Below are 21,739 nucleotides of genomic sequence, written 5' to 3' on the forward strand. Positions count from 1 at the left end.
CGATGACCGGCGGGCCCCGGCCCGCCGGTCTGTCCGCTGTCTCCGATTCACCCTGCCGTCCCGGAGGACACCATGCGTGCGCTGACCGCATTCATGAACGGGGTCACCCGCCTGAACGATTTCATCGGGCGCTGGCTGTCCCTGCTCGTCTTTGCCATGTTCATCTTCCTGCTGCTGGAAGTGGGCTTCCGCTACCTGCTCAACTCGCCCACCGTGTGGACCAACGAGCTGACGCAGATGCTGTTCGGCGTCTACGCCGTCATGTCCGGCGGCTACATCATGGCGCACCGGGGGCACGTCAACGTCGACCTGCTCTATTCGCACCTGGGCCCGCGGGTGCAGGCGGGGCTCGACATCTTCACCTCCACCATGTTTTTCGCCTTCACCCTGGCGCTGTTCTACTTCGGCTACGAGATGGCCAGCGAGTCGGTCGCCAGCCTGGAGACCACCTATTCCGCATGGAACCCGCCGATCTGGCCGGTGAAGGTGGCCATTCCGCTGGGCACCGGACTGCTGATCCTGCAAGGGGTCGTCAAGCTGCTGGAAGACATTGCCATCGCCTGCAATCTGGAGGGTTTCAAGCCAGGCAACCGCGACGATGAGCCGGAGGATATGCTGTGAGTATCGAAGTTCTGACCCTGCTGTTTTTCGGCGCCCTGCTGTTCTTCCTGGTCCTGGGTCTGCCCCTGACCTTCGTGCTGGGCGGTGTGTCCGTCGTCTTCCTGTATTTCACCTGGGGTTTTGACTCCTTCTTTATGGTGGCCTCCCAGATCTGGAGCACCATGGAGAGCTTCACGCTGGTGGCGATACCGCTGTTCGTGTTCATGGCGATGATCCTGGAGCGAACCGGCGTAGCCAACGACCTCTATCGCATGATGCACCTGTGGTGGGGCGGCGTACGCGGTGGCCTGGCCATCGGCACCCTGGGCATCTGCGCCCTGTTCGCGGCCATGTGTGGCATCAGCGGCGCCGCGGTGGTGGCCATGGGCACCATCGCCCTGCCTTCCATGCTGGAGCGCGGCTACGACAAGAACATGGCGCTGGGCTGCATCAATACCGGCGGCGGCTGGGGGATCCTGATTCCACCCAGCATCCTGATGATCCTGTACGCCCTGATCACAGGCGTCTCGGTGGGCAAGATGTTCGCCGCCGGCGTATTGCCCGGGCTGCTGCTGATGGTGCTGACCTGCGCGTACATCATCATCCGCTGCTATTTCCAGCCGCATCTGGCCCCGGCACTGCCGCCGGAAGACCGCGCCAGCTGGGCCGAGAAGTTCCGCGCCCTGCGCGCGGTGATCCTGCCGATCGCTATCGTGGTGATGGTGCTGGGCTCGATCATCGGCGGTATCACCACGCCCACCGAGGCCGCGGCCGTGGGCGTGTTCGGCGCCCTGGTCTCGGCGGTGGTCTACCGCAAGTTCAGCTGGTCGCTGCTGCATGAGGCGTCGATCCGCACCTTCAAGCTGACCGGCATGATCATGTGGATCCTGTTTGCCGCCCACGCCTTCTCCGCCGCCTACCAGAGCATGGGCGCCCAGGAGCTGATCGAGGGGCTGATGCAGGCGATCCCGGGTGGGCCCTGGGGCATCATCCTGTCGATGATGCTGATCATCTTCCTGCTGGCGATGGTGCTCGATCCGGTTGGCATCATGCTGATCACCCTGCCGGTGTTCATGCCCATCGTGGAAAGCCTGGGCTTCGATCCGATCTGGTTCGGTATCCTGTTCGTGATCAACATGGAAATCGGCTACATGACGCCGCCCTTCGGCTTCAACCTGTTCTACCTCAAGGGCGTGGTGCCGCCGAGCATCACCATGCGCGACATCTACCAGTCGATCCTGCCGTTCGTGCTGGTGGAGATCGTCGGCCTGGCGCTGATCATGATCTTCCCGGAAATCGCCACCTACCTGCCCGACCTGTTCTTCTGACCCTCCGGCGCCCGACGCTCCCTGTGAGCGCGGGCGCCTCTTTCCTCAATCGCTTGCCCCCTGCCGCCCATCGGTAAAGCGACCGGTTTTCAATCTGTTACCTTCCCAGGGTTGTTATTGGTTATATTTCAAACTTAAATACCGACTAGCGGAACTATTTTCTGCTTATATCGAAAACAATATAAACAACAACAATCGAGGCGGTGCCGCGCCCCTCCCGCGACAGCGCCCCCAGCCAGGAAGACATCCTCATGCGATTGCTCTCGTTCTTCACGTCCCTGTCGATAGGACGCAAGCTCGGCATCGGCTTTGCTGTCCTCATCATCCTCTCCGTCATCGTTGGCGCCATTGGCCTGCAGGCGCTGAACAGCTATACCGGCCGCGCCGTGATCGTGGGCCAGGTCAGTGCCCTGGAAACCCGGCTGCTGGAAGCGCGGCTGGCGGAAAAATCCTTCCTGCTGGAGCCCACCGACGCCAACCTGGAAGCGGCCCGCGAACAAAGCGCCGCCGCCCGCCAGGTGGCCGAATCCCTGGAAACACACCTGACCGCTGCGGCCGACCGCCAACGCTTGGAGCAGGTGAAACAGGGCTCGACGCGCTACAGCCAGCTGCTGAGCGACCTGGCCGCCACCAGCGAGGCCCGCAACCAGACCGTCAGCCAGCTGGAAACCGACGCACGCATGACCGAAAGTCGCCTGAGCACAGAAGACAAGCTCTACATGGCCGCCGCCGCGCTCAAGCAGATGCGCCGCAGCGAACGCAGCTTCCTGGTGGAAGCCAACGACGACGCCATCCAGCAGTTCGAGTCCGCCGCCGACCGGGCGCTGCGCTCGATCAAATCCTCGTTTGTGGACAAATCGGTGAAACAGGAAATCACGGGGCTGTTCGAGCAATACGCCAAAACCTTCCACAGCGCCGTGGACCAGGTGCGCCGCACCCACGAACTGGAGACCGCCATGGTCGGCGCCGCGGACGCCATCCTCGACGCCGCCGGCGGCCTGAAAGCCACGCAGATTCCGCTGATGCGCCGGGACCACCAGCAGGCGCTGGTGCTGATCATGGCCACCACCGCGGTGGTGATCCTGCTGGGCATCGCCCTCGCCTGGGGCCTGAGCCGCAACATCGTGCGGCCCATCCGCGAGGCGGTTGACGTGGCCTCCTGCGTGGCCTCCGGCGACCTGCGCCGCGAGATCGACAGCCCGCGCCGGGACGAACTGGGCCAGTTGCTGGGCGGCCTGGGCAGCATGGTGGTGAGCCTGCGCGAGCTGGTGCTGGGCATCAACAACGGCTCCACGGAAATCGCCCACTCCACCGGCGACCTCTCCAGCGTGACCGAACAGACCCGCGACGGCATGACCCAGCAGCGTGACCAGACCGACCAGGTGGCCACCGCCATGAACGAGATGGCGGCCACCGTCAGCGAAGTCGCCCGCAATGCCGAGGAGGCCTTCGGCGCCGCCAACCGCGCCAGCGAGACCGCCGCCCAGGGCGAGGCCGCGGTGGGCGAGACGGTGACCTACGTGGAAGAGCTGAACACCCGCTCCCAGGGCGTGATGGCGCAGCTGGAAACCCTGCGCAGCGACACCCAGAACATCGGCACCGTGCTGGATGTGATCAAGTCCGTGGCGGAGCAGACCAACCTGCTGGCGCTCAACGCCGCTATCGAGGCCGCCCGCGCCGGCGAGCAGGGCCGCGGCTTCGCGGTCGTCGCCGACGAGGTCCGCTCCCTGGCCCAGCGTACGCAAAGCTCCGCCGCCGAGATCGAGACCCTGATCAGCAACCTGGTGAGCAGCGCCGAAAGCTCGGTGCAGGCCATGGCTACGGGCACCGAACTGGCCAACCGCACCCTGGACAGCGCCCGCACCACCGGTCAGACGATTACCGCCATCGGTCAGGCGGTGGAGGAAATCCGCCAGCTCAACAGCCAGATCGCCACGGCAGCGGAACAGCAGTCCTCGGTGGCGGAAGACATCAACCAGAACGTCACCCGCATCCGCGACATCAGCGACCAGTCCGCCAGCTCGGCCACCCAGGTCGCCTCCTCCAGCACCGAGCTGGCCCGGCTGGGCGAGACGCTGCGCACCCAGGTGGCCCGCTTCAGCGTGTGAGCGGGACGGCCGCCGTCAGAGACTGGCGGCGGCCGCGTCCTGGGCGGCGCGCAGGGTGGCTTCGCCGATGGCGGGCGCGTACTCGTCCCACAGGGGCTTCATCACCGCCTGCCAGTCCGCCAGATCGGCGCGGCTGGGCCGGATCAGGTTAACGCCCGGCATCGCCTGCAGTTCGCCGCGATCGTTCGTACTCTTGGCCTTGGCCACGGCGTTGCCGTAACCCAGCGCGTTGCCGATGGCGTACTGGAAGTGGTGGCGGTCCTCGTCACTCAGGCTTTGCCAGAAAGCGGCGTTGGTGATCACCATGTAGTCCAGCACGCCGTGATTGGATTCCATGATGTAGGGCTGGTACTCGTAGAAACGCTTGGAATAGATGTTGGACCAGGTGTTCTCCTGCCCCTGGATACGATCCTCCGCCAGGGCCTGATAGACATCGGCAAAGGCCATGGGAACCGGCGTCGCGTCCACCGCCTGGAACTGTTTCTTCAGCACGTCCGAATTCATGATGCGGAACTTCAGCCCCGCCAGATCCTGGGGCTTTTCGAACGGCTGGTTGGCGGAGAGCTGCTTGAGGCCGTTGTGCAGATAACCCAGGCCGACGATGCCCTGACCGGTCATGCTGGTGAGCAGCGACTGGCCGGCGGGGCTTTGCTGGAAGCGGTTTACCGCCGCCATGTCCGGGAACAGGAACGGCAGATCGAACACCTTGAGTTTCTGGGTGTAGGCCTCGAATTTCGACACCGACGGCGCGGCGAACTGGATGCGACCCTCGGCGATGGCGTCGACGGCTTCGTTGTCATCCATCAGGGTGCCGTTGGGGTGGATCTCGACGCGGAAGCGGTCACCCATCTTGCGCTCGACAATGGTCTTGAACATCGTCGCCATTTTGCCCTTGGGCGTGTCCGGGCTGACCACGTGAGACAGCACCAGCGTCTTTGGCTCGGCGGCCAGGCTCATGGGCCAGGCCAGAAGCGCAGCCAGGGCGACGCGCAGCAGATTCCATTTCATGGTGGATACGTCCTTCTTTTTATCGGTTTGTTGTCCGGATGGCCTCTCGGCATCTTTTGTCAGGCTTTTTAGTTAGAACAGGGCTTTAGCAAGACCAGGGCCAGGTCGCGGATCCGTGGCGCCTCACACCGTACGCTTACGCAACCAGTCCTTTTTGCAACAATCTGATACGTAACACCCCCTACAATAGGCGGATATCCACCCATTCCCGGCAAATAACGGGTGATTTTTCACCCGTCGTCACTTGCAAGCGAAAATCCTGTTCTAGACTGCCTAGTAAAGGACGATACCCCCGGCACCAGACCGGACGCCCGAATGGATGCGGGTAGGAATCCACCCATTTCAAACGGACCATCCTCCGGCCCGATCCGATTCCCGGCGGCGGCGAGCTTCTTGCTTGGCTGGCCCCCTGGTAACGGCGTACGCCGCAGGCGTTTGGTCGAATATCCATACCAGTTGTCCGGGCCGTCCCTCGAAATCCAATCAAAAGGGCCCGGTGGGTCGCACAACCAAAAAACGAGTACTCGACATGTTCCGCTTTCTCTCTTCCCTGACGATCGCCCGCAAGCTGGCGATCGGGTTCAGTATCCTGATCATCCTGGCGGCCCTGGTGGGCGGCCATGCGCTGCTGCAGCTGGAAAGCTACGGGCACCGCTCCAATGTGGTGGCCCAGGCCGGCCAGATGGAGGCTCTGTTGCTGCAAGCCCGCACCGAAGAGAAGAACTTCATGCTGAACGGGGACGACGCGCGGCTTCAGGAGGCGGTCAGCCTGGGGCAGCAGGCAGGAACGGTGGCCAGGAACCTCGCCGATGAGCTGGTCGTACCGTCGGACCTGGAACTGCTCAAGTCCGTTCGCGACGGCAGCGCGCGCTACACCCAGAGCCTGCAGGATCTGGCCCGCACCCAGTCCGCCCGCGACAGCGCGGTGGCGGAGCTGGAGGAAAGCGCGCGGATCACCGCCAGCCGGCTCAGCACCGAGCCCCAGCTCTACGTGGCGGAAGGTGCGCTGAAGAAGATGCGGGGCTACGAGCGCCAGTTCCTGATCCAGCACGACGATGACGCCGTTGGCCGGTTCGACAAGGACGCCGAGCGCGCCCTGCAATCGATTGAGGGCACCTACATCAGCGACGATGCCAAAGCGGAAATCACCGGCCTGTTCCAGCGCTACACCGCCGCCTTCGACGAAGCCGTCTCCGCCTCACGCCAGCTGCGGGAACTGGAGGAACAACTGGTCACCACCGCGCGCAGCATCCTGGATGCTGCGCAGTCACTGCAGACCATCCAGTTGGGGAAAATGGAGCGTGACCACGACCGCGCCACCATCCTGATCAGTCTGGGCATCCTGGCGGCCATCGTGATCGGTGTGCTGCTGGCGTGGGCGCTGTCGCGCAGCATCATCCGCCCACTCAAGGAAGCCGTGGGCCTGGCCACCCAGGTGGCCGACGGCAACCTGCGCGCCCACGCCGAATCCGACCGGAGCGACGAGCTGGGGCAGTTGATCAACGCCCTGGGCCAGATGATCGCCAACCTGCGCAATCTGGTGGGCGACATCAACAGCGGCTCCCATGAGATCGCCACTTCCACGGGGCAACTGTCCAGCGTCACCGAGCAGACCAGCCAGGGCATGACCGACCAGCGCGACCAGACCGACCAGGTGGCCACGGCCATGAACGAGATGGTGGCCACCGTGGGCGAAGTCGCCAAGAGTGCCGAGGAAGCGTTCGACGCCGCCAACCGGGCCAGCACGACCGCCAATGACGGCGATACCGCGGTGGGTGAAACCCTGAGCTACGTCAGCGAGTTGAACAACCTGCTGGAGCGGGTTCAGGGACAGGTGCAGACGCTGCAGTCCGACACCCGCAACATCGGCACCGTGCTCGATGTGATCAAGGCCGTCGCCGAGCAGACCAACCTGTTGGCCCTCAACGCCGCCATCGAGGCCGCCCGCGCCGGCGAACAGGGTCGCGGCTTTGCCGTGGTGGCGGACGAAGTACGGTCACTGGCCCAGCGTACCCAGAGTTCGGCGGAGGAGATCGAATCGTTGATCGACAAACTGGTGCACAGCGCGGAAGCCTCGGTGACGGCCATGAGCGAAGGCACCGACCTCGCCGGCCGCACCCTGGACCGCGCCCAGACCGCGGGCCGCACCATCAAGGCGATCACCCAGTCGGTGGAGGACATCCGCCAGCTCAACAGCCAGATCGCCACGGCGGCGGAGCAGCAGTCGTCGGTGGCGGAAGACATCAACCAGAACGTCACCCGCATCCGCGACATCAGCGACCAGTCCGCCAGCGCGGCGACCCAGGTGGCCTCGTCCAGCACCGAGCTGGCGCAGCTGGGTGAAAACCTGCGGACCCGGGTGGCGCGGTTCAGCGTCTGATCCCGCAAAGCCGATATGGGTGAGCGTATTCCGTGGGATTGGATCGAAGCGAATGGACGCCCCTGCCGAAGGAAGGACAGGGACGTCCTGGTCGCTATTATGGCCAGGGACGGCCATTAATAGCAGCGTAGGCAGGGGTGTTCATTCGCTGCCGGCACCCAGATGCCCCGCTTGTCGAAAAGCGGGTTACCGGGCCATCGCTTTGCTCAGCTCAGCGGCGGCCCCACTTCATCCAGGTACTCGCCGTAACCGGCCGCCACCATCTCGTCCCTGGGAATGAACTTCATGGCCGCCGAGTTCATGCAGTAGCGCAGGCCGGTGGGCGCCGGGCCGTCCTTGAAGACGTGGCCCAGGTGGGAGTCCGCCACGCTGCTGCGGATTTCCGTGCGGGTCATGAACCAGGACTTGTCCTCTTTCTCGACCACCGCGTCCGGCTTGATCGGGCGCACGAAGCTGGGCCAGCCGGTGCCGGACTTGTACTTGTCGGCGGATGAGAACAGCGGCTCACCGGACACCACGTCCACGTACAGGCCCACCTGCTTGTTGTCCCAGTATTCGTTCTCGAACGCCGGCTCGGTGCCGTCCTTCTGGGTCACCTTGTACTGCATATCGGTGAGCATCGACTTCAGTTTCTCGTCGCTCGGCTTGACGAAACTGGCGTCGTCAAAGCCCTTGGCATCGGCGCCTTTCATCGCCTGCCCTCCGTCGTCGGAGTCCACGTTCTCCGGCCGGAACTGGGCGAAATCGATGTCCTGATCCTCGCCCCAGACCTGCTCGATGAACTGGTAGCGGCCGGAGTTGAAGGTGTAGAACTTGTAGCGCACCGGATTCTTCTTGTAGTAGTCCTGGTGGTACTTCTCGGCCGGGTAGAACTGCTTGAGCGCGGTGATCTCGATCACCACCGGCTTATCGTAGCGGCCGGAGTCCGCCAGTGCGTCACGCGAGACCTGCGCCAGCCGCTGCTGTTTGGCCGTGTCGTAGAAAATCTCCGGACGGTACTGCTGGCCGCGGTCGACGAACTGACCGTCGGCATCGGTCGGGTCCATGAAGCGCCAGAATCCCTGCAGCAGTCCCTGGTAGGTGATCACGTCCGGATCGTAATAGACCTGCACCGCCTCGGTGTGGCCGGTGCGGCCGGAGGACACCTGCTTGTAGGTGGGATTGGCCTCATCGCCGCCGGCGTAACCGGACACCGCTTCCACCACGCCAGGAATCTTCTCGAAACCGGCTTCCACGCACCAGAAGCAGCCGCCGGCGAAGGTGGCCACCGCCAGCGACGGATCGTCCGGCGCAAATTCGGTATCCGCTTTGGGCTCGTCATCGGCCGCGTAGACCTGCAGTCCGACCGTGCCGGCGGACAGCATCAGGATGGCAGCCAGGGTTATGCGTTTCATACCACTTACCTCTTCGGGTGTCCCAGTTTTGAGACTCCAGTATCGGGTAAAAGATTCACACCATTTTCCCCACGTTATTACGAATTCATAACGGATTCGGGATCAGTCGGCCATCGCCGACTGGAACGGCAGGCGAATGGCGAACGCCGCGCCGCCCTCCGCCTCGTTGCGCACGCGGATATCGCCGCCCTGCAGATCCATGATGCGCTTGGCGATGGCCAGCCCCAGACCGGCGTGGCCGGGTTCGTCGCGCTGCTCGCCGCGGTAGAGCGCATCGAACACATGGGGCAGGTCCGCCTCGCGGATGCCCGGCCCGGCATCGCGCACCGTGACCGTAAGCCAGCGCTCGTCTCCCGCCAGATCGAGCACCACGTCGCTGTGCTCGGGGCTGTAGCGCAGGGCGTTGCGGATCAGGTTGTCCAGTACACGTTCGGTCATGCCCAGGTCACCCAGCACCATGGGCAGCCCCAGATTTCCGGTCACCCGGAGTTCGACGCCCTTGCGGGCCGCCTCGGGGCCGTGCTTCTGGGCGACGTCGTGGATCAGCTCGGCCGGGGTGAACGGTTCCGGCTGGGGCCGTTTCTCGCGCGCTTCCAGCGCCGCCAGTTCGAACAGTTCGTCCACCAGATGACTCAGGCGCCGGCTTTCATCCAGGGCGACATCCAGAAAGCGGCCCTGCTGTTCCGGCGAGAGGCTGTCCCGTTTCATGCGCAGGCTTTCCACATAGCCCTGCATGGACGCCAGCGGGGTGCGCAGGTCGTGGGAGACCTGGGCGATCAGGCGCCGGCGCAGCGTGTCCTTCTCCTGCAGCTGTTCGATCTGGGAGACGATGCGGTCGGCCATGCGGTCGAAGGCGACGCCCAGGTAGTCCACTTCGTCCCGGCTGCGACCGCGCTCGTCGGCCCAGCGCGCCCGGGCGGCCCAGGCGGACGGGTCACCCTGTTCAAACTGCTCCACCAGCCGGGTCAGGCGGGTCAGACGTCGTGTCAGCAGACGGAACACCGCCAGCCCCGCCACCAGGCCGAACAATAGGCTGAAGGCCACGGCCCAGGCGCTCATGCCGATGAAATGCCCTTCCCGGGCCATCATTTCCACGGAGTCGTATTCCTCGCCCCGCAGCACCACGTAGAGGTAGCCCTGGATGTTGTCAGCCGAGGGCACCGGCGTCACCGAGAAGGCTTTCTGCCGTTCGTGGCTGCGCGGGTCGTCCCCGAGCACCGGGTAGGCGGTCTCGTCGGCCAGCAGGTTGCGGATGGGATCGAGGGACACCCGGTTGCGCTTGATCTTCTCCGGATCGGCGGAGTAGGACAGGATCTTGCCGTCGGGATCGAGCAGGTAGATCTCGATGCTGGGGTTGATGGTCATATAGAGCGCGAACAGCTCCTTGAGGGCTGTCTGGTCGATGCGCCCCTCGTCCACCAGGTTGCGGTCGGAGACCAGGTCCCGGGCCAGGTTGCGGTTCAGCTCCTGATTCACCGAGGCGTAGTACTCGCGCAATGACACGGTGCTGATGAAGGTGTAGACCAGCCCCACGGCAACCATCAGCACGAACAGCCCCGCGGCCAGGCGGGTGTACAGCGAATTCAGCATGGTTCAGTCCCGGAAGCGATAGCCGACGCCCCACACCGTCTGGATGTAGTACGGGTCGGACGGGTCGCGCTCGATCTTGCCGCGCAGGCGATTGATGTGGGTGTTGACGGTGTGCTCGTAACCTTCGTGATTGTAGCCCCACACGGAATCCAGCAGCTGGCTGCGGCTGAAAACCCGCCCCGGCTGACGGGCGAAGTGGTAGAGCAGGTCGAACTCCCGCGCGGTCAGATCCACCTCATTGCCGGCAACGGTGACCCGGCGGCGCTCGGGGTCGATGGTCAGGCCCTCAACGTCGATGCGATCGCCCGGGCTGGCGTCGTCGGCCGGAGCGCTCATGGCATCCACACGGCGGAACAGGGCTTTGATGCGGGCGGCCAGTTCGGCCACGCTGAAGGGTTTGGTGAGGTAGTCGTCAGCGCCGATTTCCAGGCCCAGCACCCGGTCCAGCTCGGTGGACTTGGCGGTGAGCATCAGTACCGGCACATAGCCCGTTCCGGCGCGGATCTCGCGGCAGATGGACAGGCCGTCGAGGCCGGGCAGCATGAGGTCCAGCACCACCAGGTCGATGCCGCCTTCCTGGTAGCGCTTGAGGCCGTCATCGCCGCGCGGCACCAGGATCGCCTCGCAGCCGATGTCTTCCACGTGCATCTTGACCAGTTGGCCGATGCCCGGATTGTCTTCGATGATCAGTACGGTTCGGGTCATGGTTGTCTCAGTTGCCGGTTACGCGGCCTCGGGGGCTGCGCGGGCGGCCACCACCGGCCAGGGCCGATGGCGGCTGCCGGGGATTACTGCATGGCATCCTGCTTCATGTCGTCGCCTTTCATGCCGGCGTCCTTCATGTCGTCGTGATGCATCTGGTCCTGCATCCCATCGTCTTTCATCATGCTGTCGTCGTGCATGGCATCCTTTTTCATGTCGTCGTGCATGGACTCCTTGGCCATGCCGTCGTCCGCCATGGTCTCGTGCTGCATGTCCGACGTCATGTGGTCCTCGCCGTCCATCATCTCATCGGCGTGGACGGCTGCGGTGCCGGAAAGCAGGACGGTGACGGCGGCGAATACGATCGGGGTCAGTGTCTTCATTATGCGTTCTCCTGTCATGGACCCACGGCCAAATGCCGCAGGGGACAGGACGCAGCCTGACAACACCCGCTCACGGGCCCATCACGGCCCGCTAAAGAGTCTATAAAGGAAAGTTCACAAAACCATCACGGGCAAGGGGCTTTGCGGCAGGAGACAGCATTACAGGCATTCAGGCCTTGGGGTGGGAAGCGGATGCCCCACCCGCTTCGATCCGGCTCAACAAGTGGGACCGCTAGACAGCGTTCCTCAGTGCCAGCCGCCCGCGCGAGAACCGGGCGTTCACCCACAGCGACAGCATCATCACCGCGCCCCCGGCGAGCAGGCGGCCCAGGTCGGCGTCGCGGTTCCAGATCAGCAGGTTGACCAGCAGGCCGGCGGGCACCAGGGCGTTATTCATGATCGCCAGGGTGCCGGCGTCCACCAGGCAGCCGCCGCGGTTCCACAGGAACAGGCCGATGCCCGACGCGGCCAGCCCCAGCCAGGCCAGGATGCCCCACTGCAACGCGGTGTGCGGCAGCTTGTCGGCGTTGCCGAAGATCAGGAAGGACGGCAGCGCGAACACCAGGGCGCCGGCGTAGAAGTAACCGAAGAAGCGGAACAGCGGAACCTCGGTGGGGAAACGCTGGATCAGGTGTTTGTAGCCCACCTGCCCCGCGGCAAACGTGGCGTTGGCCACCTGCAGCAGCAGGAAGCCGGTCAGGAAGTCCTCACTGAGACCGTCGTAGCGGATGATGCCCGCCCCCAGGGTGGCGATCGCCGCGGCCACCAGGGCCATGGGCGAGAAGCGGCGATTGAGGGCATCGTCGAACAGGGTGATGTAGAGCGGCGTGAAGATGGTGAACAGCAGCACTTCCGGCACGCTCAGGTAGGCGAAGGACCGGTACAGGCACAGGTAGGTGATGCCGAACTGCAGGGCGCCGACCACGGTGACGCCGGCCTTAAGCTCCCAGCGCACGCCGCGCCAGCGGGTGAACGGCAGGAACGCCAGCCCGGCCAGGACCACCCGGCTCAGCACCGCAAAGTCGCTGTCCACGTGGCCGGCGAGGAACTCACCGATCAGGCTGAAAGAAAACGCCCAGAGGACGGTTACGAAGACCAGCAGCGCCACAACTCACTCCATCGTTCGGGATCGCGGATTCAGGCGGCGCAGTATACGGGATTTACCGGGCGCCTGCCGCGCACCGGCGTTGATCCGGCTCAGCCGAGGAATTCGCGGCGGTACTGGGGATCGGTCTTGAAGCGTCCGCCCAGGGCCATGGTTTCGGTCTGGGAATGAGTGTCCTGTACGCCGCGGGATTTGACGCAGTAGTGGGTGGCGTCCATATGCACGGCCACGTCTTCCACATCAAGCAGGGTCTGCAGGGCGACCATGATCTGGTTGGTGAGGCGTTCCTGCACCTGCGGGCGCTTGGCGAAGAACCGCACGATGCGATTGATCTTGGACAGGCCGATCACCTTGTCCCTGGGCAGGTAGGCCACCCGGGCCAGACCGTCGATGGTGACGAAGTGGTGTTCGCAGGTGCTGGTCACACTGATGTCGCGCACCTTGACCATTTCCTCCACGCCCATCTTGTTCTCGATCTGGGTGATCTTGGGAAACTGGCTGTAATCGAGGCCGGCGAAGATCTCGTCCACGTACATCCGGGCGATGCGGTCGGGGGTTTCCGCCAGGCTGTCGTCGTTCAGGTCCAGCCCCAGGGTCTGGGTCATCTGGCGCATCAGCTCCCGGATCCGCTCAACCTTCTGGTCGCGGGTCAGGTGATTGTCCACCATGGGCGTTTCCAGGCCCCGTTCCACCAGCGCGCTGCGCACCGCGAGCGCCTCTTCACTGAGCCGTGATACCGCGACGGAGTCCGCCTCGCGGAGGGACGAAGTCTGCAATTGCTGCGACATGGGAAAGCCTCTGCCCTGATGGATACACACAATGACGCATTTACGCTGGATAGCGGCATTGGATTACTCGGCCGGCGACGATCGTTGACCGGGATCGTCCCGCCATCACCTCGCCAGCTAGCACCTCGCCAGCCAGCACCTCGATAGGAGCGCAATTATCCTTGGCCGAGGGCAGAAGCGCAAAAATAGATCGTATAACACGCTAATAGCAGGTCGCTATCGATCCACGCAAATCCATTGCACTAACCCGATAGCGTTCATGGGTAGCGGCAATGAATAGCGATCACGACAGCCATTGCCGCAGGCGCCCGAACAACTGCGCCTGAAACGTTTCCGACAGCGGGTACAGATGCCCGGCCCCGGGCATCAGCTCCAGGTCCGCCCGTGGCAAACGGGACGCCAGGTGCCGGGCGTAATCGGCGGGAACGAACGGATCCTGCCCGCCCTGGTACAGCCACACCGGTATGGCGACCTCGCCGAGCCGGAAGCCCCAGTCCACCAGTTCGGTCATCAGGTCGTCGGCAATGGCCCGGGCGCCGCTGTCCAGACACAGGATCTGATCCGCCTGGAAGCGTTGGGTGGGCCCGTGCCGGGCCAGCAGCTCGCGATCCTGGCCGCTGGTCAACTGGCGCGCTTCGCGCAGGTACAGGCCGGGGTGACGGCGGGACAGCCACACCAGCGCGCGCACCGCCAGCCGCAACAGCCGCGGACTCCATGACGCCAGCGCCGGGCCGGGCCAGCGGGTGGGTTCCAGCAGCGGCCCACGGCGCGGGTACTCGGCAAAGTGGGTATAGCCGGACAGACACACCGCCAGCGAGACCCGGTCCGCCAGGGCGTGGGCGCAGGCCAGGGTGCGCGAGCCACCGCTGGACCAGCCCATGGCCACGAAGCGGCCGATACCCAGGGCATCGGCCAGCGCGGCCGCGTCCCTTGGGTAATCGAGCAGCACCCGTCCGGGCTGCGCCGACGAGCCGCCAATACCGGGACGATCCGGCACCACCAGGCGGAAGCGGTGCCGCCGGGCCTGGCGATGGAAGAACCAGCCTTCCACCCGACAACCCGGCATGCCGTGAGCGAACAGGATCGGGACGCCGTCGGGATCGCCCAGGTCGGCGTACATCAGACGGCGCCCGTCGGGCAGGATCATGAGGTGATCGTGGCTGCGAAAAGCGGCAAAACGGTCGATGGCCCAGTTCCTTCTGGCGCGTTGGCGGGGGCGGAGATCCGAGACTAACAGATCGTTTGCGATCCGTAGATTCCACAATGCGGGACAACCGCTCGCCGGCGTAGCTTCATGGTAGGCTTGCCGGCTGTCTGAACAACCTTTAACCGGATCGTTGTCGATCCGATCGCTCTTAACCGGGGCATTCTCAACCAGGCACTATCAACCGGATCATCCCGTGGACGAAACCCATCAGCCCATACCGGTCGCCCAGCAAGGGCGGCTCGCCCGCACGCTGTCCGAATGGCGGACCCTGGCCAAACTGGGCGGCCCCATCCTGGTCGCGCAGCTGGCGCAGGTGGCCAACGGCGTGATCGACACGGTGATGGCCGGCCACGCCAGCGCCGAGGATCTGGCCGCGGTGGGCATTGGCAGCAGCCTGTGGATTCCGCTGTTCCTGATGTTCATGGGGTTGCTCGGCGCGCTGCAGCCAATCATCTCCGGCCATCGCGGCGCCGGCGAGCTGCACCGCATCATGCCGGTCACCTGGCAGGGCATCTACATCGGCCTGGCGGCCACGCTGGTCATGGTGGGGCTGCTGATCAACGTCTGGCCGGTGCTCGACGTGCTGGACCTGGACCTGCACACCGCCCTGATCACCCAGGGCTACCTGGACGCCTTCTGCTGGGGCGTGCCGGCGATCCTGCTGATGACCGCCCTGCGCGGGCTGACCGACGGCCTGGGCCACACCAAGGTAATCATGGTGTTCTCGATCATCGCCGCGGCGGTCAACCTGCCACTGAACTACATCTTCATCTACGGCAAGCTGGGGCTGCCGGCCATGGGCGGCGTGGGCTGCGGCTGGGCCACGGCCCTGTCGAGCTGGATCGCCGCGCTGGGCCTGCTGATCTACCTCAACCTCAGCCGCGCCTACCGTTCGTTCCACCTCTGGCGCGAGCGGGCCAGACCGGACTGGCACATCGTCAACGAGATCCTGCGTCTGGGCGTGCCCATCGGCCTGACCATCTTCATCGAGGCCAGCATGTTCTCGGTGATCGCCCTGTTCCTGGCGCCACTGGGGCCGGTGGTGGTGGCCGGGCACCAGATCGCACTGAACGTGGTGTCGCTGGTGTTCATGGTGCCCATGAGCCTGGGCATGGCGCTGACCCTGCGCATCAGCTTCCTGGTGGGCGCGCGGCAGCCCGACACCGCCCGCCTGCTGGGGCGCAGCACCCTGCTGCTGTCCCTGGCCATCGCGCTGGTCTTCGCCGCCCTGCTGGGCTTCGGCAACACACTGATTGCCCGGCTCTACACCCATGAGACGGATGTCCAGGCGGTGACCGCGCACCTGCTGATCTTCGCCGCGCTGTTCCAGATCGCCGACGTCACCCAGGTAACCTGCGCCAGCGCCCTGCGCGGCTACAAGGACACCCGCGTGACCCTGTTCATCATGCTGTTCTCGTTCTGGGGCGTGGGGCTGCCGCTGGGCTGGGCACTCACCTTCACCGACCTGATCGTCGAGCCCATGGGCGCCGCCGGTTTCTGGGTGGGGCTGACCATCGGCCTTATGTCGGCCGGGGTGATGCTGGGGACGCGACTGTTCCGTTTTCAGGCGCCGTCACCGGCACTCGCTCCCGGATAACCACGCAGTTGCGTCCGCTGGCCTTGGCTTCGTAAAGAGCCGAGTCGGCGCGCGCCATCCAGCTGTCCACGTCATCGCCGGCATAAAGCGAGGCAACACCGAACGACGCGGTCACCCGCCCGCCCGGGCAACGCAATTCCGTGGCCAGCTTGTGGCGCAGGTTTTCCGCCACCGCCCGGGTACCGGTCTCCTGCACGCCCGGCATGATCAACACGAACTCCTCCCCGCCGAACCGGTACATGGTGTCCGTGCGCCGGATATATCGCTGGATCAGATTGGCGCATTCCATCAGTGTGGCGTCTCCCTGGCGATGGCCGAACTGGTCGTTAATGCGCTTGAAATGATCCAGGTCGAACAGGATCAGCACATGGGGCATATCGTTGCGTTCGAAGCCGGCCACCGCCGCCTGCATGTCCTCTTCCATCGCGCGCCGGTTCTTCGCCCCGGTGAGCGGATCGTGGGTGGCCAGCCGCTCCAGGCGCTCGCGCTGGTGCTGGTTGCGGCGGGCGAAAATATAGGCGCAGGCGCTGACCACGACGCAGGTAGTGGCGAACGACAGCATCTGCTCGCTGGAGTCGAAGGCCTGGCCGTGCAGCATCAGGCCGGCCACCGCCAGCCCGTTGATCACCACAGCGATGATCGGCAGGGTCAGGAAGAAGTTGGTGACCATCGCCGGGTACAGCCAGAACAGGCCAACCCCACCCACCACCGTCGCCACCGCAGTACCGCCGGCGCAGGTGCACAACGCCAGGAAAAAGCCGCTGCGGCGGTTGTCGCCGGTGCGCCAGGCATAGGTCACGGTGACGCAGATGGACGCCAGGATCAGCAGATCGACGATCGCCGCCACCAGGTTGCCGGTGGCGAAACGGAAGATGGCGAACGGCGTGATCCCGAACACCGCGCAGGCGCCCAGCAGGGTAATGATCGACAGCTGAAAATCGTGTCTCAATCGATAGAACATAGGGCAGGCCAGTATGCCGGCGCGAGCTGCGGGCACGACGCACGAATTATTATTGGTTGTGGATCATCCGGAACGGGCCGACTCGTCCCAGGCCTTGGCCGAGCGGACAGTAGACCGGTAAAACTGTCCATAGCCTAGCCACTTCCTGGCAAAAAGGTAGGCTTTTCCCGTTAAATGTTAAAAAAAGCGATGCAATCCCGCTTTACCCGTAACACCCACTGAGGAGTGCCCATGCCAGCCCCCTTCGAGTTCCGCTTCCGCGTCCGTTACGGCGAATGCGACGCCCAGGGTGTGGTGTTCAACGCCCGCTACGGCGACTACGTGGACATCGCCGTCAACGAGTACATCCGCACCCTGTTCGGGGACTACCGGCACCTGCTGGAACAGGATCTGGACTTCCAGGTGGTCAACCTGAACCAGAGCTGGCAGTCACCGGCGCGCTACGACGACGTGTTGTGTGCGCGGATCGAGCCGGGCCGGATCGGCACTACGTCGTTCACCCTGCACCTGGCGTTTGTCGAGCTGGGCGAACAGCGGCCGGTAGCGACCGCCGACATTACCTACGTCATGATCGCCCCCAGCGCCGGCGGCAAGACGCCGGTGCCCGACGCCATCCGCGAGAAACTGGCCCGGGGCGCTCCGGAAACGCGGATCAGCCATGCCGGAGAGGCCTGACGGGAAACGCAAAACATTGTCAGAGGGTCTGGGCGGGACCGGCTTTTTCAATTACAAACTATCAACAGATGCGATAGATTAGAAAAAACACTATTAATAGTATCCGTTCGCTCAGTTGAAGGGCCTACCCGCTGTGTCAAACCTGGTTCGAATTGCTCCCGGCGCTCTGGTCATCGGCAAACCGCTGCCGTGGACGGTTTACGACGCCGAGGGCAATGTGCTGCTCACTCAGGGCTACGTCATCCAGACCGATGTCCAGCTCGAGCAGCTGTTCGAACGCGGGCTGTTCTATCCCAGACGCAGCGACGCCCCGGCCCCGGAGCCGGCCGCCAACGACATCGATGAGCGCCCACGCAACCCGTTCAGCGACTACCCGCAGTTGCTGCACACCCTGGAACTGGCGCTGCGTGCCATCGACAGGCCCGCGCCGGACGCCCGCCAACGGGTGCTGGGGCTGGCCAACCTGGTGATACGCTGTTGCCGGGAAGCGCCCGATCCCTGCCTGGCGCTGGTCCACCTGTATTCGGTCGAGCCCACCGCCTACGAGCAAACGCTGTTCTACGCCATCATCTGCTACTTCGTCGGCGACCAGTTGGGCATGGAGGACAAACGCCTGCGTGTTCTGATCGGCGCGGCGCTCACCGCCAACCTGGCCCTGCTGCCGTTTTCCGACAAGCTCAACCAGTCACGCCACCGGCTCAGCGAATCCCAGCGGGCCATCATCCACAAGCATCCGGAGCTGGCCGTGGCGGCCCTGGAACGCGCCGGGATCGACAACCGGCTGTTGCTCACCATCGTCGCCCAGCACCACGAGCAACCGGACGGCTCCGGCTACCCGGCCGGCCTGTCGGGCCCGGACATCCTGCCGGAAGCCCGCATCGTCGCCCTGGCCGAACGCTACACGGCGATGATCACCCGGCGCGCCTACCGCAACCGCTACAACATCACCGAAGCGCGCCAGGCCCTGGCCGAGGCCAGCCACCAGCTACAGGACCGTTCCCTGCACCAGGCCCTGCTGCGGGCGCTCACCCCGTATCCGCCCGGCGCCCTGGTGCGGCTGGCCAACAACGAGGTGGCGGTCGTTACCCATCGCCCCACCGGCCTGCAGGGCGCCGTGGCCCAGGCCATCGTCAATCCCACCGGCAACCGTTACGTGGGCGCCTTCAAACGCGACTGCACCCGCCCGGAGTACCAGATCCAGCAGGTGGAAGTGCCCGATGACCTGCCCTCCATGGATTTCGGCCAGCTGTGGGGATTTGATCGCTCCTGATCCCTGTGCGATAACGGCGCCCATGCACACGCCCCTTCTCCCCCGAACATGACCGCCCCAGAGGAACGCCCGCTTGAGACGCTGCCCGCTGATTGGCAGGCGGCGTTGGCCGGCGCCCGGGTCCGACACCTGCCGGCCGGCCTGTGCAACCACGTCTATCGCGTCGACAGCGGCCCGCAAAGCCTGGCCCTGCGCCTCAACAACCCGGCGCCGGGCGCCCTGGGCATCGATCCGGCGCGCGAAGGCGCCATTCTCGACGGCATCGCCGACCAGCCCTGGGCCCCACGGGTGCGCTACCGGGACCGCCACTGCCTGCTCACCGACTGGGTCCAGGGCAGCCCGCCCGCCGGCGGCTCCGGGGCCCGCCTGCACTGGCTCGCCCACGCGCTCAACAGCGTCCACACGTGCCCCGGTGACTGGCCCGCGTTGGACATTCCCGACCAGCTGCGCCGCCTGATCAGCCGCTGCGGCAGGCCGGAAAGCCGCACCCGGGCCCGCATCGAACCGCTCCTGGCCGACCTGCCCGCCACAGACCGCCGGGTTCTCTGCCACAATGACTGGCATCCGGGTAACCTGGTGATCGGGCGCGGCGGCTGGACCCTGCTCGACTGGGAGTTCGCCGGCCTGGGCGACCCGCGGCTGGACATCGGCGGCGCCATCAACGGCTTTGCCCTGGACGCGAGACAGATAACGTCACTGAGCCGCCTGACCGGTTTCCCCGTAAAAGAACTGACGCAGGCCTCGACGATCATGAAAGTTATGGAGATCGTCTGGTACGCGGCCAACCCGGATCTCGCGCCGGAGCGGGCCGGTGACCTGGCGGACTGGCTCGACGGCAACCTGCAGCTCTGAACCGCAACGCAGCGGGTTGCGGGTTTCCACGACAGGTCAAATGCGCTGCACTGGACCCATTAAGTAGACGACCGGTCTAATAATCGTTACGGTAAGGCCATTCCATTCAGCTCTCACTAACCGGACTCAGGAGGAGCAACATGAAAGTACTGATGGTTCTGACCTCTCACGACCAGATGGGCGATACCGGCCACAAGACGGGCTTCTGGCTGGAAGAGTTCGCATCACCCTACTACGCGTTTGTCGATGCCGGCATCGACGTGACCCTGGCCTCCCCCGCCGGCGGTCAGCCTCCGGTGGACCCCAACAGCGACGCCGAAGACGCCCAGACCGATGCCACCCGTCGTTTCAAGCAGGACACCGAGGCGCGCAAGGCGCTGGCCAACACCCTGAAGCTCGATGCCGTGTCCAGCGCCGACTACGACGCCATCTTCTACCCCGGCGGCCACGGCCCGCTGTGGGACCTGGCGGAAGATCCGGTCTCCATCAACCTGCTGGAAACCGCGGCCGGCAGTGACAAGGTGATCGGTGCCGTATGCCACGCCCCGGGCGTGTTCCGCCACGTCAAGGGCGCCGACGGCGAATCCATCGTCAAGGGCCGCCGTGTGACCGGCTTTACCAACTCCGAGGAAGCCGGCGTGCAACTGACCGACGTGGTGCCGTTCCTGGTGGAAGACATGCTCAAGGAAAACGGCGCGGACTTTGGCCGCACCGACGACTGGGGCAGCCACGTGGAAATCGACGGCAAACTGATCACCGGCCAGAACCCGGCGTCCTCGGAAGCCGCGGCCAAGGCGGTGGTCCAGGCCATCAAGGGGTAAGCCCATGAAAGCCATCGCGATTGACGGGGAACGCCTGCTGTGGCGTGATCACGACGCGCCGGGCGAACCGGCGGCGGACGAAGTCACCCTCGACGTGGCCTATGCTGGCATGAACCGGGCAGACCTGATGCAGCGGGCGGGCGCCTATCCGCCGCCGCCCGGAGCCTCGACGATTCTGGGTCTGGAGGTCAGCGGCCACGTGCGCGCGGTGGGCGAGGGCGTCACCCACCTGCAACCCGGCGATCCGGTGTGCGCCCTGCTGACCGGCGGCGGTTACGCCGAGCGTGTCCGTGTGCCGGCGGTGCAGGTGCTGCCGCTGCCCGACGGCGTCTCCCTGCGCGATGCCGCCGGCCTGCCGGAAGTGTTCGCCACCGCCTGGCTCAACCTGTACATGGAAGCGGCCCTCAAACCGGGCGAGCGGATCCTGCTGCACGCCGGCGCCAGCGGCGTCGGCACTGCAGTGATCCAACTGGCCCGGGAACTGGGCAATCCGGTGTTCGTGACCGCCGGCAGCGACACCAAGATCGAGGCCTGCAAGGAGCTGGGCGCCGAGGCGGGCTGGAACCGCCACAACGGTCCGTTCGTCGACGCGGTGCGCGACTGGGGCGGCGTAGATATGGTGCTGGATCCGGTGGGCGGGGCCTACATCGGCGATGACCAGAAGGTGCTCAACCTGAACGGCCGCATCGTGCTGATCGGCCTGATGGGCGGGCGCCAGGGCGAGGTGGATCTGGGCGTGATGCTGATGAAACGCCAGCGCCTGATAGGCTCCACCCTGCGTTCGCAGCCGGTCGCGCTCAAAGGCGAGGTGATGGATGCCCTGTACGAGACGGTCTGGCCACTGCTGGCCAGCGGCCAGATCCGGCCGGTGATCGACCGGGTATTCCCCATCGCCGATACCGAAGCGGCCATGGCCTATCTCCAGGCCAACGAGAACCAGGGCAAAGTGCTCTTGCAAGTGGCAGCCTGA

General features: G+C 65.0%; 19 protein-coding genes. 10 read left to right on the forward strand and 9 right to left on the reverse strand.

Annotation, left to right across the window (positions count from 1 at the left end; genetic code table 11):
- Positions 1-72: 72 nt before the first annotated feature.
- The 3 genes from GQB00_RS12370 to GQB00_RS12380 all read left to right on the forward strand — a co-directional run bounded on the left by GQB00_RS12370 (position 73) and on the right by GQB00_RS12380 (position 4,036).
- Positions 73-621, forward strand: coding sequence for a TRAP transporter small permease subunit (locus tag GQB00_RS12370; protein WP_165856425.1), 549 nt, complete (start codon positions 73-75; stop codon positions 619-621).
- On the forward strand, positions 618-1,928 hold the full coding sequence (locus GQB00_RS12375) for a TRAP transporter large permease (RefSeq protein WP_111493272.1): 1,311 nt from the start codon (positions 618-620) through the stop codon (positions 1,926-1,928). The genes GQB00_RS12370 and GQB00_RS12375 overlap by 4 nt, the downstream gene beginning before the upstream one ends.
- Before the next feature lie 251 nt (positions 1,929-2,179).
- Complete coding sequence (locus tag GQB00_RS12380; RefSeq protein ID WP_165856426.1) at positions 2,180-4,036, forward strand: HAMP domain-containing methyl-accepting chemotaxis protein; 1,857 nt, start codon at positions 2,180-2,182, stop codon at positions 4,034-4,036.
- A gap of 15 nt (positions 4,037-4,051) precedes the next feature.
- Here the strand turns inward: GQB00_RS12380 and GQB00_RS12385 are convergent, their stop codons facing one another.
- Positions 4,052-5,044: a DctP family TRAP transporter solute-binding subunit gene (locus GQB00_RS12385; protein WP_165856427.1), complete on the reverse strand. Its 993-nt coding sequence runs from the start codon at positions 5,042-5,044 to the stop codon at positions 4,052-4,054.
- A gap of 529 nt (positions 5,045-5,573) precedes the next feature.
- On the opposite strand from GQB00_RS12385, the gene GQB00_RS12390 reads away from it, so the two are divergent.
- Positions 5,574-7,424, forward strand: coding sequence for a HAMP domain-containing methyl-accepting chemotaxis protein (locus GQB00_RS12390; RefSeq protein WP_165856428.1), 1,851 nt, complete (start codon positions 5,574-5,576; stop codon positions 7,422-7,424).
- 206 nt (positions 7,425-7,630) lie between these two features.
- On the opposite strand, the gene msrB is transcribed toward GQB00_RS12390, so the two are convergent.
- From msrB to GQB00_RS12425, 7 genes are all read right to left on the reverse strand, one after another.
- Positions 7,631-8,818, reverse strand: coding sequence for a peptide-methionine (R)-S-oxide reductase MsrB (gene msrB, locus GQB00_RS12395; RefSeq protein ID WP_165856429.1), 1,188 nt, complete (start codon positions 8,816-8,818; stop codon positions 7,631-7,633).
- Positions 8,819-8,920: 102 nt separating this feature from the next.
- Positions 8,921-10,408: a sensor histidine kinase gene (locus GQB00_RS12400; protein ID WP_165856430.1), complete on the reverse strand. Its 1,488-nt coding sequence runs from the start codon at positions 10,406-10,408 to the stop codon at positions 8,921-8,923.
- 3 nt (positions 10,409-10,411) lie between these two features.
- A complete protein-coding gene (locus GQB00_RS12405; RefSeq protein ID WP_165856431.1) occupies positions 10,412-11,113 on the reverse strand; it encodes a response regulator transcription factor in 702 nt (233 codons plus the stop codon).
- Between the two features lie 83 nt (positions 11,114-11,196).
- Positions 11,197-11,493, reverse strand: a complete 297-nt coding sequence (locus GQB00_RS12410) for a pentapeptide MXKDX repeat protein (protein WP_165856432.1) — start codon at positions 11,491-11,493, stop codon at positions 11,197-11,199.
- A gap of 232 nt (positions 11,494-11,725) precedes the next feature.
- Positions 11,726-12,601, reverse strand: coding sequence for a carboxylate/amino acid/amine transporter (locus GQB00_RS12415; RefSeq protein WP_165856433.1), 876 nt, complete (start codon positions 12,599-12,601; stop codon positions 11,726-11,728).
- Between the two features lie 89 nt (positions 12,602-12,690).
- The gene (folE, locus tag GQB00_RS12420) at positions 12,691-13,386 is read right to left on the reverse strand and encodes a GTP cyclohydrolase I FolE (RefSeq protein WP_111493259.1); all 696 of its coding nucleotides are present in this window, start codon (positions 13,384-13,386) and stop codon (positions 12,691-12,693) included.
- A gap of 283 nt (positions 13,387-13,669) precedes the next feature.
- Positions 13,670-14,533: an alpha/beta fold hydrolase gene (locus GQB00_RS12425; protein WP_165856434.1), complete on the reverse strand. Its 864-nt coding sequence runs from the start codon at positions 14,531-14,533 to the stop codon at positions 13,670-13,672.
- 253 nt (positions 14,534-14,786) lie between these two features.
- On the opposite strand from GQB00_RS12425, the gene GQB00_RS12430 reads away from it, so the two are divergent.
- Complete coding sequence (locus tag GQB00_RS12430) at positions 14,787-16,190, forward strand: MATE family efflux transporter (protein ID WP_111493257.1); 1,404 nt, start codon at positions 14,787-14,789, stop codon at positions 16,188-16,190.
- Here the strand turns inward: GQB00_RS12430 and GQB00_RS12435 are convergent.
- Positions 16,114-17,139, reverse strand: coding sequence for a GGDEF domain-containing protein (locus GQB00_RS12435; protein WP_323127273.1), 1,026 nt, complete (start codon positions 17,137-17,139; stop codon positions 16,114-16,116). The two genes, GQB00_RS12430 and GQB00_RS12435, sit on opposite strands and share 77 nt — an antisense overlap.
- A 243-nt stretch (positions 17,140-17,382) precedes the next feature.
- On the opposite strand from GQB00_RS12435, the gene GQB00_RS12440 reads away from it, so the two are divergent.
- The 5 genes from GQB00_RS12440 to GQB00_RS12460 all read left to right on the forward strand — a co-directional run bounded on the left by GQB00_RS12440 (position 17,383) and on the right by GQB00_RS12460 (position 21,739).
- Positions 17,383-17,826, forward strand: a complete 444-nt coding sequence (locus GQB00_RS12440) for an acyl-CoA thioesterase (protein WP_111493255.1) — start codon at positions 17,383-17,385, stop codon at positions 17,824-17,826.
- A 133-nt stretch (positions 17,827-17,959) separates the two neighbouring features.
- On the forward strand, positions 17,960-19,096 hold the full coding sequence (locus tag GQB00_RS12445; protein WP_165856436.1) for an HD-GYP domain-containing protein: 1,137 nt from the start codon (positions 17,960-17,962) through the stop codon (positions 19,094-19,096).
- Positions 19,097-19,144: 48 nt separating this feature from the next.
- The gene (locus GQB00_RS12450; RefSeq protein WP_165856437.1) at positions 19,145-19,948 is read left to right on the forward strand and encodes a phosphotransferase; all 804 of its coding nucleotides are present in this window, start codon (positions 19,145-19,147) and stop codon (positions 19,946-19,948) included.
- A 140-nt stretch (positions 19,949-20,088) separates the two neighbouring features.
- A complete protein-coding gene (locus GQB00_RS12455; protein ID WP_165856438.1) occupies positions 20,089-20,769 on the forward strand; it encodes a type 1 glutamine amidotransferase domain-containing protein in 681 nt (226 codons plus the stop codon).
- A 4-nt stretch (positions 20,770-20,773) separates the two neighbouring features.
- On the forward strand, positions 20,774-21,739 hold the full coding sequence (locus tag GQB00_RS12460) for an NAD(P)H-quinone oxidoreductase (RefSeq protein WP_165856439.1): 966 nt from the start codon (positions 20,774-20,776) through the stop codon (positions 21,737-21,739).

This window comes from Marinobacter sp. JSM 1782161 (assembly GCF_011421605.1).
In the GTDB taxonomy this organism is placed as follows: domain Bacteria; phylum Pseudomonadota; class Gammaproteobacteria; order Pseudomonadales; family Oleiphilaceae; genus Marinobacter_A; species Marinobacter_A bohaiensis.